General features: G+C 70.7%; 12 protein-coding genes. 5 read left to right on the top strand and 7 right to left on the bottom strand.

The window, feature by feature from the left end; all coding sequences use genetic code 11:
* Positions 1-5 precede the first annotated feature (5 nt).
* A complete protein-coding gene (locus tag DWB77_RS13155) occupies positions 6-1,190 on the top strand; it encodes an MFS transporter (RefSeq protein WP_120721452.1) in 1,185 nt (394 codons plus the stop codon).
* Positions 1,191-1,928: 738 nt separating this feature from the next.
* Here DWB77_RS13155 and nagB read toward each other — a convergent pair.
* Together nagB and DWB77_RS13145 are read right to left on the bottom strand one after the other, a co-directional pair.
* Positions 1,929-2,714, bottom strand: a complete 786-nt coding sequence (gene nagB, locus DWB77_RS13150; protein WP_120721451.1) for a glucosamine-6-phosphate deaminase — start codon at positions 2,712-2,714, stop codon at positions 1,929-1,931.
* A gap of 271 nt (positions 2,715-2,985) precedes the next feature.
* A complete protein-coding gene (locus DWB77_RS13145) occupies positions 2,986-3,738 on the bottom strand; it encodes an SDR family oxidoreductase (RefSeq protein WP_120721450.1) in 753 nt (250 codons plus the stop codon).
* A 102-nt stretch (positions 3,739-3,840) separates the two neighbouring features.
* Between DWB77_RS13145 and DWB77_RS13140 the strand changes: the two genes are divergently transcribed.
* Together DWB77_RS13140 and DWB77_RS13135 are read left to right on the top strand one after the other, a co-directional pair.
* The gene (locus DWB77_RS13140; RefSeq protein ID WP_120721449.1) at positions 3,841-4,452 is read left to right on the top strand and encodes a TetR/AcrR family transcriptional regulator; all 612 of its coding nucleotides are present in this window, start codon (positions 3,841-3,843) and stop codon (positions 4,450-4,452) included.
* Positions 4,453-4,861: 409 nt separating this feature from the next.
* On the top strand, positions 4,862-6,328 hold the full coding sequence (locus tag DWB77_RS13135) for a sensor histidine kinase (RefSeq protein ID WP_120721448.1): 1,467 nt from the start codon (positions 4,862-4,864) through the stop codon (positions 6,326-6,328).
* A 217-nt stretch (positions 6,329-6,545) separates the two neighbouring features.
* Here DWB77_RS13135 and DWB77_RS13130 read toward each other — a convergent pair whose 3' ends face one another.
* Positions 6,546-6,803: a WhiB family transcriptional regulator gene (locus tag DWB77_RS13130; protein WP_004937597.1), complete on the bottom strand. Its 258-nt coding sequence runs from the start codon at positions 6,801-6,803 to the stop codon at positions 6,546-6,548.
* 317 nt (positions 6,804-7,120) lie between these two features.
* Positions 7,121-8,086 (bottom strand): diacylglycerol/lipid kinase family protein, encoded by a 966-nt coding sequence (locus tag DWB77_RS13125; RefSeq protein ID WP_120721447.1) that lies wholly within the window; start codon positions 8,084-8,086, stop codon positions 7,121-7,123.
* A gap of 96 nt (positions 8,087-8,182) precedes the next feature.
* On the opposite strand from DWB77_RS13125, the gene DWB77_RS13120 reads away from it, so the two are divergent.
* Entirely contained in the window at positions 8,183-8,614 is a 432-nt protein-coding gene (locus DWB77_RS13120; protein ID WP_120721446.1) for a hypothetical protein, read from the top strand.
* 8 nt (positions 8,615-8,622) lie between these two features.
* Here the strand turns inward: DWB77_RS13120 and DWB77_RS13115 are convergent, their stop codons facing one another.
* The 3 genes from DWB77_RS13115 to DWB77_RS13105 all read right to left on the bottom strand — a co-directional run bounded on the left by DWB77_RS13115 (position 8,623) and on the right by DWB77_RS13105 (position 10,533).
* A complete protein-coding gene (locus DWB77_RS13115) occupies positions 8,623-9,573 on the bottom strand; it encodes an RNA polymerase sigma factor SigF (RefSeq protein WP_120721445.1) in 951 nt (316 codons plus the stop codon).
* The gene (locus DWB77_RS13110) at positions 9,570-9,983 is read right to left on the bottom strand and encodes an anti-sigma regulatory factor (RefSeq protein WP_120721444.1); all 414 of its coding nucleotides are present in this window, start codon (positions 9,981-9,983) and stop codon (positions 9,570-9,572) included. The genes DWB77_RS13115 and DWB77_RS13110 overlap by 4 nt, the downstream gene beginning before the upstream one ends.
* A gap of 289 nt (positions 9,984-10,272) precedes the next feature.
* A complete protein-coding gene (locus DWB77_RS13105; RefSeq protein WP_120721443.1) occupies positions 10,273-10,533 on the bottom strand; it encodes a UBP-type zinc finger domain-containing protein in 261 nt (86 codons plus the stop codon).
* A 56-nt stretch (positions 10,534-10,589) separates the two neighbouring features.
* Here DWB77_RS13105 and DWB77_RS13100 point away from each other — a divergent pair, with 56 nt between their 5' ends.
* Positions 10,590-12,188: a Na+/H+ antiporter gene (locus DWB77_RS13100; RefSeq protein WP_120721442.1), complete on the top strand. Its 1,599-nt coding sequence runs from the start codon at positions 10,590-10,592 to the stop codon at positions 12,186-12,188.
* Positions 12,189-12,213 lie beyond the last annotated feature (25 nt).

Raw genomic sequence — 12,213 nt, 5'->3', positions numbered from 1 at the left:
CACGCATGTATCGCGTGCGCGATGACTATCGGCGATCCCAAGTGGCGATCGCGGCGCTGTTCTGCTGCCTCGGGTTCCAGTACGCCACCTGGGTCTCGCGGATCCCCGCCCTGAAGACCAGGCTCGACCTGTCCGAGGCGCAGCTCGGGCTGCTCCTCATGGTCTGCGGCGCGGGCGCGGCCGTCTCCTTCCCGCTGGTGGCGGTCCTGACCAGACGGCTCGGCTCGCGCCGGCTCGCCATCATCTCCGCCCTCGGGCTCGGAGCGGTCCTGCTCGCCCTCTCCGCCACGCCGAACTACCCGGTCACGCTGCTCGTCGTGGGCTGCGACGGAATCGCGGTGGGCTGCCTCAACGTCGCGATGAACGCGCAGGCGGCGGCGCTGGAGGTGAAGTACGAGCGCACCACGATGGCCAAGATGCACGCCACGTTCAGCGCGGGTTCGCTCTTCGCCGCGCTGCTGGCCTCCGGCGTGACCTCGCTGTCCACGGCCCTCCCGACCCACTTCGTCACGGCGACGGCGCTGCTCGCGGCGCTGGTGCTCGGCGCGAGCGGAGGCCTCCTGACGGACGACCCGCCTCCGGGTGCGCCGGCCGACTCCCCGGCGGAACCGGTCACCGCGAAGAAGTCCCGGGGCCTGACCCTGCCGACCAGGGGCACGATCTGGATGGGGCTCGCGATGGCGTTCGGCACGGTGACCGAGGGAGCCATGAACGACTGGTCGGCGCTCTATCTGAAGGACGTGGCTGGAGCGGCCGCGCAGCTGGCGCCGCTGGGCATCGCCGTCGTCTCGGTGATGATGGTGCTGGCCCGCCTCTTCGCCGACGGCTGGCGCACCAAGTGGGGGGACGACCGGATCGTACGGATCGGCAGCGCGCTGGCGGGCGCGGGGCTCGCGCTGGCGCTGCTGGTCGGGGGAGTGGTGCCGGCGCTGCTCGGCTTCGCGTGCGTGGGGCTCGGCATCGCGGCGGTGACGCCCTGCGTGTACGTGGCCGCGGCCCGCCAGGGCTCCGAGGCGCTGGCCCTGGTCGCGGCCATGGGCACGACGGGGTTGCTGGCCGGGCCCGCGGTGATCGGCTTCGTCGCGGAGGGCACGGGTCTGGCCTGGGGCATGGGCGCGGTGGCGGCCTCGGCCCTGCTCGTCTCGGCATGCAGCACCCGAATCCGCTTTCCGACGCTGGCGGAGGTGTAGGGGGCCGCGCGTTTTTCCTTTGCCTGCGGGCGGTGGGTGGCTGGCCGCGCAGTTCCCCGCGCGCGGCCCTGGGGGGTTGGGGGGCCCGCCCGTTTCGTTTTGCCTGCGGGCGGTGGGTGGCTGGTCGCGCAGTTCCCCGCGCCCCTGGGGGGTTGGGGGGCCCGCGTGTTCGTTGTGTCTGCGGGCCGCAGGTGGCTGGTCGCGCAGTTCCCCGCGCCCCTGGGGGGTCGGGGGTGGGGGCCCCGCACGTTTCGTTGTGTCTGCGGGCCGCAGGTGGCTGGTCGCGCAGTTCCCCGCGCCCCTGGGGGTTGGGGTGAGGGCCTCCCGCAAGGGTGATGCCCTGGGGCGCACGGCCATCCAGGGGCGCGGGGGCCTTGCGCGGCCGGTGGCCGTCGCGGGCGTTTGGCTGGGGGCGCGGGGAACTGCGCGAGAACCACGCACGGTCCGCGGTCGGCCGACGGCCGATGTTTTTCAGGACGAGTCGCACGGTCCGCAGTCGGCGGACGGCGGGCGTTTGTTTGGGGGCGCGGGGAACTGCGCGAGAACCACGCACGGTCCGCAGTCGGCGGACGGCCGGTGTTTTTCAGGGGCGCGGGGAACTGCGCGAACGAGCCCCACGGTCCGCGGCCAACGGACGGCCGAGTTTTGGGGGCGCGGGAAACCGCGCGAAGGTGGGCGCACCCTTGGGGGCGTGGCGGGGGCTCGGGCCGAGGTGGGCGGGGCCGGGCCCCCAGGGGGTTAGAGGCCCTGCCACACCGGCTTGTTGACGAACGTGTGCCGGAAGTACGGCGCCAACTTCAACTTCGACGCCGCCGCTTCGTCGACAACAACCGTCGCGTGCTGATGCAACTGAAGCGCGGACGCCGGCACCACCGCAGCCACCGGCCCCTCCACCGTCTGCGCGACCGCCTCCGCCTTGCCCTCACCCGTCGCGAGCAGCACCAGGTGACGGGCCTCCAGAATCGTGCCGATGCCCTGCGTGATCACGTGGTGCGGCACCTGGTCGATGTCGTCGTCGAAGAAGCGCGCGTTGTCGACGCGGGTCTGCTCGGTCAGCGTCTTGATCCGGGTGCGCGAGGCGAGCGAGGAGCAGGGCTCGTTGAACCCGATGTGCCCGTCCGTGCCGATCCCCAAGATCTGGAGGTCCACCCCACCCGCCGAGGCGAGCGCCAGGTCGTACGCCTCGCACGCCGCCTGGACGTCCTCGGCCGAACCGTCCGGCCCGATGAAGGAGTCCGCACCGAGCCCGAGCGGCTCGACGACCTGGCGGATGACGGTGGCGCGGTAGGACTCGGGGTGCCCGGCGGGCAGTCCCACGTACTCGTCGAGCTGGCACACACGGGCCCGCGAGACGTCCACGTCACCGGCGGCGACCTTCGCGGTCAGCGCGTCGTAGATCGGGATCGGCGTCGAGCCGGTGGCCACGCCGAGCAGCGCGTCGGGCTTGCGGCGCCACAGGGCGGCGATCGACTCGGCGATGAGCTCGCCGCCTGCCTTGGCGTCCGGGACGATGACAACTTCCACGTGGGCCTGCCGATCTGGAGACGTGAAACGGGTGTGGTATAGACCAATCTAGCAGAGCGACGGCCCTCGCGACCGGTGGTCCCACCCACTGCCATGGTCGACCGAACGGGTTGCCGGAACCTATACGGGGGCGGCCATTCGGAGGCATGCATCATGTCGCCGCCCGCCATGTCGTCGCCCACCATGGCGCTGCCCAACATGTCGGTGCCCACCATGGCCGCGCCCGACCCCACGCATGCCCGCGCTCCAGGCAAGAACCCGCGAGCGGGTCCTACGCGAGCGAGCCCCCGGTCGCGTCCAGCCACTGGCCGGTGATCCAGCGCCCGTCCTCCGAGGCGAGGAACGCCACGACGTCCGCGATGTCCGACCCCTCGCCGACCCGGCCGAACACCGAGTAGGCGGCCGCCTCCGCCCAGGCCGCGTCGTCGGTGCGCAGCCAGTCCGCGTTGATGTCCGTGTCGATGATGCCGGGTGCCACCGCGTTGACCGTGATCCCGCGGGCGCCGACGACCTTGGACAGGTAGCGCGTGAACACGTCGAGCGCGCCCTTGGTCATGGCGTAGGTGATCTGGTCCGGCATCATCGCGGCACGGGAGAGCCCGCTGGAGATGTTGACGATCCGCCCGCGGTCGCGCATCCGGGCCAGGCCGAGCTGGGCCACGAAGAACGGCGCCTTGGCGTTGACGCCGAAGTGGCGGTCGTACGCCTCCTCGGTGACCTCGCCGAACGGTACGGGCTGCCCGATCCCGGCGTTGTTCACCAGGATGTCGACCCCGTCGGCCTGCCGGTCGAAGGCCTCCCACAGGGCGGCCGCGTCCCCCGGCACCCCCAGTTCCTGGCCGATCGCGAAGGCCGAGCCACCCGCCGCCTCGATGGCCGCGACCGTCTCCTTGGCCGCCACCTCGTTGGTGCCGTAGTGCACGGCCACCCGCGCCCCGTCCCGGCCGAGGCGCTCGGCGATCGCTCGCCCTATGCCCCTGCTACCGCCCGTGACCAGCGCCGTCTTTCCTTCGAGCGAGCCCATGGCCGCGCCCCTTCCGCCTCGACAATTTCTGTAGCGGTCGCTACGGAAAGGAACGTAACACATTCTTTAGTGGGCGCTACAGAAGCGCGATAGGATCGGGCCATGGCGACGAAACAACGCGGCCGCCCCCGCTCCTTCGACCGGGGCAAGGCCCTGGAGCAGGCGACGATGGAGTTCTGGCGACACGGCTACGAGGCGACCTCCGTCGCCGATCTCACCCGCGCCATGGGGATCGGCGCGCCCAGCCTCTACGCCGCCTTCGGCGACAAGCGCGCCCTCTTCGAAGAGGTCCTGAGCGTCTACGGAGCGACCCACGGCGCCTTCATGACGCGGGCCTTCGCCGAGGAGCCGACGGCACGCCGGGCCGTCGCCCGGCTGCTGCGCGAGGCGGCGGCCGAGTTCACCGACCCCGCCCACCCCTACGGCTGCCTGGTCATCAGTGCCGCGGCCAACTGCACCACCGAGGCGATCAAGGTCGACCTGCGCGAGCGGCGCAACGCCAATCTCGCCGCGTTCGAGAGCCGGATCGCCGCGGACATCGCAGCCGGACACCTGCCCGAGGGCACCGATGCCCGTGTGCTGGCCCGCTTCAGCGGAGCCGTCTTCCAGGGCATGTCCCAGCAGGCCCGCGACGGGGCCGGCCGTGCCGAGCTCGAAGCCGTCGCCGAGGCCGCCATGCTGGCCTGGCCCGAGGAGCGGACACGAGGGCGCTGAGGGTTGCGGGAGCCCGGTCGGCAGGGAATATTGCGGGGTGCAGATGGATGGACAGGGCAGAATGGTCTAGTCCACAATGAGCAAGGAACGAGCCAAGAGGCGAGCCCAAGAGACGAGCCCAAGAAACGGGCTCAAGGAACGAGCTCAAGAGACGGGCTCAGCTAACGAGCTCAACGAAGACCGAAACACCACCGCACTTCCGCCCACCCCGCACAGGCGGGCGGAACCGAGGCCCCGGCGCTCTCTGCCCTGACTGCGCCGTGACCTCCCTTTGAAGGCCGGGGGGACCGCACACCCGCCGGCCGGCAACCGGGCTGCGGTGCCCGGACGGGCCGAGGGTCCCGTCCAGGCGCCGCGGCCCGCAGTCATATGAGTGCTCCAGCGCAGGTACGCTCACCCCGTGCCCTCCATGAACGACCTCGTACGCCAGCACACCGCTCTGAGTGAGTCCGACCTCGAGTGGCTGCACCTGCTGGTCTCGGAGTGGCAACTGCTCTCCGACCTGTCCTTCGCCGACCTCGTCCTGTGGGTTCCGACCCTGGACGGCACCCGCTATGTCTCGGTCGCGCAGATGCGGCCCAACACCGGCCCCACCTCCTACCAGGACGACATGGTCGGCCACCTGGTGCCGCGGGGCCGGCGCCCGCTCCTGGACGCCGCGCTCGACGAGGGCCGCATCGTGCGCGAGGGCGACCCGGAGTGGCGCGAAGAGGTGCCGGTCCGCGTCGAGTCGATTCCGGTGCGCCGGGAGGGCCGAGTGCTCGGCGTCATCGCCCGGAACACCAATCTGCTCACTGTCCGTACACCCTCGCGGCTGGAACTCACCTATCTCCAGTCCGCGTCCGACCTCGCCCAGATGATCGCCGCGGGATCCTTCCCGTTCCCCGGCCAGCAGGTCGACATGGACGCCTCCCCCCGGGCCGGTGACGGTCTGATCAGGCTGGACGCGGACGGCATCGTCCAGTACGCCTCGCCCAACGCGCTCTCCGCCTACCACCGCCTGGGCCTCGCCTCCGACCTCGTCGGGCAGCACCTGGGCCAGCTCACCGCCGACCTCGCGCCGGCCCGCGGCCCGGTCGACGAGGCCATCGTGAAGCTCGCCAGCGGCTATGCGCCGAGGGAGGCCGAGGTCGAGGGCAACGGCGGAGTGATCCAGTTGCGCGCCATCCCGCTGAAGCCGAAGGGCGCGCGCATCGGCTCGCTCGTGCTACTGCGCGATGTGACCGAACTGCGCCGCCGCGAGCGGGAGTTGATCACCAAGGACGCCACCATCCGGGAGATCCACCACCGGGTGAAGAACAACCTCCAGACGGTCGCCGCGCTGCTCCGCCTCCAGTCCCGCCGGATGGACTCCGACCAGGGCCGCGAGGCGCTCAACGAGGCTGTCCGGCGCGTGGGTTCGATCGCCATTGTGCACGAGACGCTGTCCCAGAACCTGGACGAGCGCGTCGAGTTCGACGAGATCGCCGACCGGGTCCTGGCCATGGTCGCCGAGATCTCGCCCGGCAAGGTCAACTGCCGCCGCACCGGCCGCTTCGGCATACTCGACGCCGAGGTGGCCACCCCGCTCTCCATGGTTCTGACCGAGGTGTTGCAGAACGCGCTGGAGCACGCCTTCGCGCCGGGCGAGCAGGGTTCGGTGGAGGTCTCGGCGCTGCGCGGCGGCACCCGCGAGGAGGCCCGGCTGCTGATCACCGTGCGGGACGACGGCCGGGGACTGCCCGAGGGCTTCGACGCCCAGCGCACCGGAAACCTGGGTCTACAGATCGTACGGACGCTGGTGGAGGGCGAGTTGGGCGGAACCTTCGACATGGTGCCGGCCGCCGGACGGGGCACGAAGGTCGTGCTCGACGTTCCGGTGGGACCCGACAAGTAGCCAACGCCTCCGCCCCGGTACGGCAGGCGAGTACCCCCGGCCCGGCGACGTACACACAGCCCGGCCGACCACCCGCACACAGCAGCGAGCCCCGAACCATGAGACAGGTTCGGGGCTCGAATGCTGTGGGTTGTTCCTGCTGCGCGCTGCGGCTCGGGGGGCGGTGACTGCGTACGCTCTGTACGCGCCGCGCGGGGCTAAGGCGGGAAGTGGGGGCTCAGGCGGTCGCGTTGCGCGCCCGGTTGCGAGCGGCACGGCGCTTCATCGCGCGGCGCTCGTCCTCGCTGAGGCCACCCCAGACGCCGGAGTCCTGGCCGGACTCGAGCGCCCACTGCAAGCACTGCTCCATGACGGGGCAGCGGCGGCAGACGGCCTTGGCTTCCTCGATCTGCAACAGCGCAGGACCGGTGTTGCCGATGGGGAAGAACAGCTCGGGGTCTTCCTCACGACAAACGGCGTTGTGACGCCAGTCCATGGCTGCTACCTCTCTCGGTGTTACATGCGGGTGCTTGTGAATGTGAACGCTTTCACGAATCCCTCAACAAGGGAAGGGCCATCTTCCAGTTGGACTGGTTGTGGTCCGAGTTTTGAGGAGGGGTTCTGGCTTTCAGTGGAGGCCGGTGTTGCGGGCCGTCCCGATCGCCATGTAGAGATTCGCAAACCTCGGCGGCGGATACAACCCCTTCCGGAAAGTTTTTTTGGATTCCTCGGTGTCGACTGGGTCACAGTCGTACTTCCATGGGGTGGATGCCAGCCTAAACGTTCGAGTGAAAGGACTTTGGGCCCTTCCACTCACACAATCACACGCAGTGCACGGCGTACGCCTGTGAACGCGACGCTAGTACGCAGGCCCAGGTGGTCGCCGTCCATCTGGAAGGGGAGGGGGGCCTTGGAATGCAAGGTGAAGTCCGTCAAGTCGTGCAGTGATACGGCGTGCTTGCCGTGCGGACCCCGCGCCGGGGTCGAAGTCAGCAGCTGGGTGGCGTAACGGGTCGCCGAGGGCGTGGTCATCTTCGTCAGGGCGAGGACGTCCAGGGCCGCCTCGAAGGAGGCCTCCGGAGACGCGTACAGCGGACGATTGCCCAGGTAGGTGTAGGGAGAGGTGTTGCAGACTATCGACAGGACAAGATCCTCGACCGGGTCCGAGCCCGGGCGCTCCAGGGTGATCTGGCCGTGTCTGCGGTGGGGCTCTCCGAAGAACTGGCGGGCCACCTGGCGCAAATAGAGCGCGTGCGTCGAACGCTTTCCGCGCTCCCTCTGCTGTTCGACCCGGCCGACGACACCCGCGTCGAATCCGAACCCCGCACAGAAAGTGAACCAGCGTTCCGGGACGCCTTCGTCGGGGGTTCCCGCGACTCCCGAGGCGAGACCGAGGCTCACCGTGCGGCTCCGCTTCTCGCGCAGCGCGTCGAGAATGACACCGGTCGACTCCACAGCGTCATTGGGCAGACCGAGCGCCCGTGCGAACACATTGGTGGAACCGCCGGGAACCACCGCGAATTCCGGGAGTTCGGGGCTCGGCCCGTTGTGCAGCAGTCCGTTCACGACCTCGTTGACCGTGCCGTCGCCGCCGAGCGCCACCACCAGGTCGATGTCGTTGCTCTCGGCCGCCCGGCGCCCGAGGTCCCGGGCATGGCCGCGGTACTCGGTGGTCACCGCCTCCAGCTTCATCTCGCTGGCGAGGGCGTGGAGCAGGACGTCACGCGTGCGCGCACTGGTGGTGGTAGCCGCCGGATTGACCACGAGAAGTGCACGCATGGTCGCCAGACTACCTACCGGGGGGTACCGGGGCGCACCCTGGCCCCGGGCCGCCCGCCCCGGGGCGGGTCCCGCCGAGCGGGCTACCCTGGCCGGGTGAGTACTGAGCAGACCCCCGAAGCCCCCGCCGCGCGCCCCGGCCGGCTGACCGCCGCGGCGGCGCTTTCCGCGCTGGAGGGCCTCGCCCTGGTCGCCGGTGGCCTCTTCATGCTCGTGATGGGTCTCACCGGCAAGCCCGACCGGCCCACCCAGGCCGAGACGGGCGGTCTGACCCTGATGGTGCTCGGCCTGATCCCGCTGATCGCCGCGCGCGGACTGCTGCGCCGCCGCAGCTGGAGCCGGGGGCCCGCCATGATCACGCAGATCATGGCGCTGCCGGTGGCCTGGATGTTCCTCAACTCCGACGGGGCGCCCTGGATCCCGGCCGGCATCGCGCTCGCGGCGGTGGCCGTCACGGGTCTGGTCCTGCTGGTGAACCGGGCCACCACCGAGGCCCTCGGGATCCGCGGGCCGATGCGCGACGCGTGAGTGCCCGGCTACTCCTCGACGAGCAGCCTCTCCCGCAGCTGGGCCAGCGTGCGGGCCAGCAGCCGCGACACATGCATCTGCGAGATGCCGACCTCCTGCGCGATCTGCGACTGGGTCATGTTGCCGAAGAACCGAAGCAGCAGGATCCGCTTCTCCCTCGGCGGCAGGTCCTCCAGGAGCGGCTTGAGGGACTCGCGGTACTCGACCCCCTCCAGCGCCTCGTCCTCCGCACCCAGCGTGTCCGCCACCGCGGGCGACTCGTCGTCGGTGTCGGGCACGTCCAGGGAGAGCGTGGAGTAGGCGTTGGCCGACTCCAGGCCCTCCAGGACCTCCTCCTCCGAAATGCCGAGCCGCTCGGCCAGTTCGTGCACCGTCGGTGAGCGCCCGTGCTGCTGGGACAGCTCCGCCGTCGCCGTGGTGAGCGCGAGCCGCAGCTCCTGGAGCCGGCGCGGCACCCGCACCGCCCAGCCCTTGTCGCGGAAGTGCCGCTTGATCTCGCCGACGACGGTGGGCGTCGCGTACGTCGAGAACTCCACACCCCGCTCGGGGTCGAAGCGGTCCACCGACTTGATCAGGCCGATCGTGGCGACCTGGGTCAGGTCGTCCAGGGGCTCACCGCGGTTGCGGAAGCGCCGGGCCAGGTGCTCGACCAGCGGCAGGTGCATCCGTACCAGCTGATTGCGCAGCTCGGCCTTCTCGGACGAGCCGTCGGACATTTTGCGCAGCTCGATGAACATCGCCCGCGCCCCGCTGCGATCGTGTGGATCGTGGTGCCTGTGCTCGCTGTGCTCGCTCATAAGGGCCGCCCGCTCTGCCTGCTCCGCCGCGTACAAAACGCCATTTGGGCCATCCACAGGGCTGTCCTCCGGGTGCGGCCGGGCCTGCTGCTCCGGGATGCCCGCGGGGCGCGCCGCTTCCGGGATGCGCTCGCCGTCCCGCACCGGACCCTCCCCGCTCACGCCGGTCCGGGTCCCGCGCCGCGCTGTTTGTACAGGCTGATGGAGACCGTGCGGTCCTCGGCCACGGTGGAGTCGACCTTGCCGGCCAGCGCGGAGAGCACCGTCCACGCGAAGGTGTCGCGCTCCGGGGCCCGCCCGTCGGTGGTGGGCGCCGCGACGGTGACCTCCAGGGAGTCGTCGACGAGGCGGAACACACAGCTCAACACGGAACCTGGGACGGCCTGCTGGAGCAGGATCGCGCAGGCCTCGTCGACCGCGATGCGCAGGTCCTCGATCTCGTCGAGGGTGAAGTCCAAACGTGCCGCGAGTCCGGCCGTGGCCGTACGCAGCACCGACAGGTAGGCACCCGCGGCCGGCAGCCGGACTTCCACGAAGTCCTGATTCCCGGGCTCGCCTGCGATCTGGGACACCCTCACCTCCAAGGTGGCACAAGCTCTGTCAAGGCCCGGGGAGGGGGGAGGTCCCGGGGCCGGGGGTACGGGGTCCGTACCTGGACTGGCGACGCTATCGCGATCCATGGTGCCCTGTCGCCGGAAGCTCTCCCGGCGGCCGTCACTCATGGTAAGCCCATGCGTACGGACAGTGGCTAGAGGTTTGCAGTGCCCAATTGCTGTGAACCGGGACCGGGTTGACGTACCCAGGCACCACGGGCTTCGAACCTCTCCGTCCGCTCCGGACGGAAGATCGGGGAGGCCGTTCTCACACCAGCACGCCGTCCACGAAACACCAACGCCAGCTCTCGCCGGGCTCGAAGGTCCGCATCACCGCGTGACCGGTCTCCTTGAAGTGGCCCGTGGCGTGCTGATGCGGCGAGGAGTCGCAGCACCCCACATGGCCACAGACCAGACACAGGCGCAGCTGGACGGGGTGCGTACCCTCTTTCAGACACTCCGGGCAGGTGTCGCTCAGCGGGGCCGGCTCGGGGCGCGGCAGTTCTGCAACGTGCGGGCACTCGCTCATGATGGCCAGGTTACGACGGAGCGCGGGGCACTGGTGAGTGGGGACGGACGGTTGTGATGGATGCATTGCCGCTGGTGGCGCTGATCGCGGCGAGCGCCGCGGTCGCGGGGGCCGCCCGCCGGACGCCGGTGCCCGCGCCGCTGCTCCTGGTGGCGGTGGGGCTGGTGGGGGCGTACGTGCCCGGCGTCCCCGCATACACCCTCGACCCGCACATCGTGCTGCCTCTGGTGCTGCCGCCGCTGCTGCACACGGCGGCCCTGGAGAGCTCGTACCTCGATCTGCGGGCCAACCTGCGGCCGGTGGCGCTGCTTTCCGTCGGTTACACCCTGTTCGCGACCGTCGTGGTCGGCTATCTCGCCTACCTGCTCGTCCCCGATCTTCCGTTGACCGCGGCCCTGGTGCTGGGGGCGGTGATCGCGCCGCCGGACGCGGTCGCGGCCACCGCCATCGCCCGGCGGCTGCGGTTGCCCAGCCGCATCACCACGATCCTCCAGGGCGAGTCCCTGGTGAACGACGCGACCGCGATCACCGCGTACAAGGTGGCGCTCGCGGCGGCGGTCGGGGCCGGGGCGACCTGGGGCGACGGCGTCAAGGAGTTCGCGCTCGCCGCGATCGGCGGGATCGGGGTGGGCCTCGTCCTGATGCTGCCCATCCACTGGCTGCGCCGCCACCTCCACGAGGCGCTGTTGCAGAACACGCTGTCGCTGCTCATCCCGTTCGTCGCCTATGCGGCGGCGGAACAGGTGGGGGCGTCGGGCGTGCTCGCGGTGGTGGTCGTGGCGCTCTACCTCGGACACCGCTCCTGGCAGGTGGACTTCGCGACCCGGCTCCAGGAGGAGGCGGTGTGGAAGGTGGTCGCCTTCCTCCTGGAATCGGCGGTGTTCGCGCTGATCGGACTGCAAATGCCGGTGGTCCTCAAGGGACTTGGGGAGTACGGGGTCGCCGAGGCGGTCTGGTACGCGGTGGGGGTGTTCGCCCTCGTGGTGGCCGCCCGCTTCGTCTGGGTCTTCCCGGCGACGTTCCTGCCGCGCGCGGTCTCCGAGCGGATCCGGCGGCGGGAGCCGGAGACCGACTGGACGGCGCCGGTCATCGTGGGGTGGGCCGGCATGCGCGGGGTGGTCTCGCTCGCCATCGCCTTCTCCATCCCGCTGACGATGGAGGACGGCCAGGGCTTCCCGGCCCGCAACCTGGTCCTGTTCCTCACCTTCACCACGGTCATCGGCACCCTTGTCGTACAGGGTCTGACGCTGCCCCCGCTGATCCGGCTGCTCAAACTGCCCGGACGGGACACCCAGGCCGAGACGCTGGCCGAGGCCCAGGCCCAGAGCGAGGCCTCCCGGGCGGCCGAGGCCCGCCTGGAGGAGCTGCTCGCCGACGAGCGCAACACCCTGCCGCCGCCGCTCGCCGCCCGGCTGCGGACGGTCCTGGAACGGCGGCGCAATGCCGTGTGGGAGCGGCTCGGGGCGGTCAACGAGACGACCGGGGAGTCCGCGGACGACACCTATCGGCGGCTGTCGCGCGAAATGATCGACGCGGAGCGCAAGGTGTTCGTGTCCCTGCGCGACGAGCGCCGCATCGACGACGAGATGATGCGGACCCTGCTGCGCAGACTGGACCTGGAGGAGGCGGCCGCGTACCGGGAGGGCGAGGAGTAGCCGTTGAGTGACCGGCGCGGGCCGG

Source organism: Streptomyces hundungensis, assembly GCF_003627815.1.
GTDB classification, from domain to species: domain Bacteria; phylum Actinomycetota; class Actinomycetes; order Streptomycetales; family Streptomycetaceae; genus Streptomyces; species Streptomyces hundungensis_A.
The sequence above is the reverse complement of the archived record's forward strand: the minus strand, read 5'-3'. Positions and strand labels throughout refer to the sequence as shown.

Coding starts and splice junctions, on each gene's coding strand:
- DWB77_RS13125 (WP_120721447.1), bottom strand. CDS start 8,086: ATGCGTGCACTTCTCGTGGTCAATCCGGCGGCTACCACCACCAGTGCG.
- DWB77_RS13105 (WP_120721443.1), bottom strand. CDS start 10,533: ATGAGCGAGTGCCCGCACGTTGCAGAACTGCCGCGCCCCGAGCCGGCC.
- DWB77_RS13135 (WP_120721448.1), top strand. CDS start 4,862: ATGAACGACCTCGTACGCCAGCACACCGCTCTGAGTGAGTCCGACCTC.
- DWB77_RS13100 (WP_120721442.1), top strand. CDS start 10,590: ATGGATGCATTGCCGCTGGTGGCGCTGATCGCGGCGAGCGCCGCGGTC.
- DWB77_RS13140 (WP_120721449.1), top strand. CDS start 3,841: ATGGCGACGAAACAACGCGGCCGCCCCCGCTCCTTCGACCGGGGCAAG.
- DWB77_RS13145 (WP_120721450.1), bottom strand. CDS start 3,738: ATGGGCTCGCTCGAAGGAAAGACGGCGCTGGTCACGGGCGGTAGCAGG.
- DWB77_RS13155 (WP_120721452.1), top strand. CDS start 6: ATGTATCGCGTGCGCGATGACTATCGGCGATCCCAAGTGGCGATCGCG.
- DWB77_RS13130 (WP_004937597.1), bottom strand. CDS start 6,803: ATGGACTGGCGTCACAACGCCGTTTGTCGTGAGGAAGACCCCGAGCTG.